A 578-nucleotide genomic window follows, 5' to 3' on the forward strand; every position below is an offset into this window, starting at 1 on the left:
GACCCGCCCGGTGCGGTCCAGTACGACGCAGCCGACGACGGGGTTGGGGCTGGTGTGTCCGAGCCCGCGGGCGGCGAGTTCGACGGCGCGGCGCATGGCGTCGCGCTCAGGGTGCGCTGCGGCTGCGGTGGCCACCGGGTCCTCCTGCCTCATCGGGCACGGACTCCGGGGCTGACGTGGGAAACGATCAGCGGGCCGGGCACTCGCACGGCTGACGACAGGTTCCGCCGGGCGGCCATGGCAGACCGGACGGAACGCGCCCGCGACGTGCGTCGCGACGACCCGCCGCGCACTGCCTCCCATCCGGACTTTCACCGTCGGTCCAGGAGTTTCACCTGGTCAACCGACCGCTGGAGGCGGCCGGGTCGCGGACTGTAACCGCCGGTTCGGAATTACACCGACCCCGGAGTGCGCTGACGTCACTGATACGCGTCAAGTGTGCCACGCGGAGACGACTTCGCGACGCCGGGTTGTTGTGGGGTGACTCACACGGGTCCCGGCTGTCACGCTGGGGTGGTGGCGCGCCGGTCGGCGAGGGGGGCCTGCCGGCGCGGGTCGGGCGGCGATCAGGGAAGGGG

At 72.7% G+C, this 578-nt stretch carries 1 pseudogene and 1 riboswitch; the pseudogene reads right to left on the reverse strand.

What is annotated here, in order from left to right:
• Positions 1-303, reverse strand: a pseudogene (locus tag FNX44_RS30055) (bifunctional diaminohydroxyphosphoribosylaminopyrimidine deaminase/5-amino-6-(5-phosphoribosylamino)uracil reductase RibD); the annotation flags it as partial.
• A riboswitch (FMN riboswitch) is annotated at positions 286-416 on the reverse strand. It overlaps the preceding pseudogene by 18 nt.
• Positions 417-578 lie beyond the last annotated feature (162 nt).

Origin of the sequence: Streptomyces alkaliterrae (assembly GCF_007097205.2) — a bacterium.
Taxonomy (GTDB): Bacteria; Actinomycetota; Actinomycetes; order Streptomycetales; family Streptomycetaceae; genus Streptomyces; species Streptomyces alkaliterrae.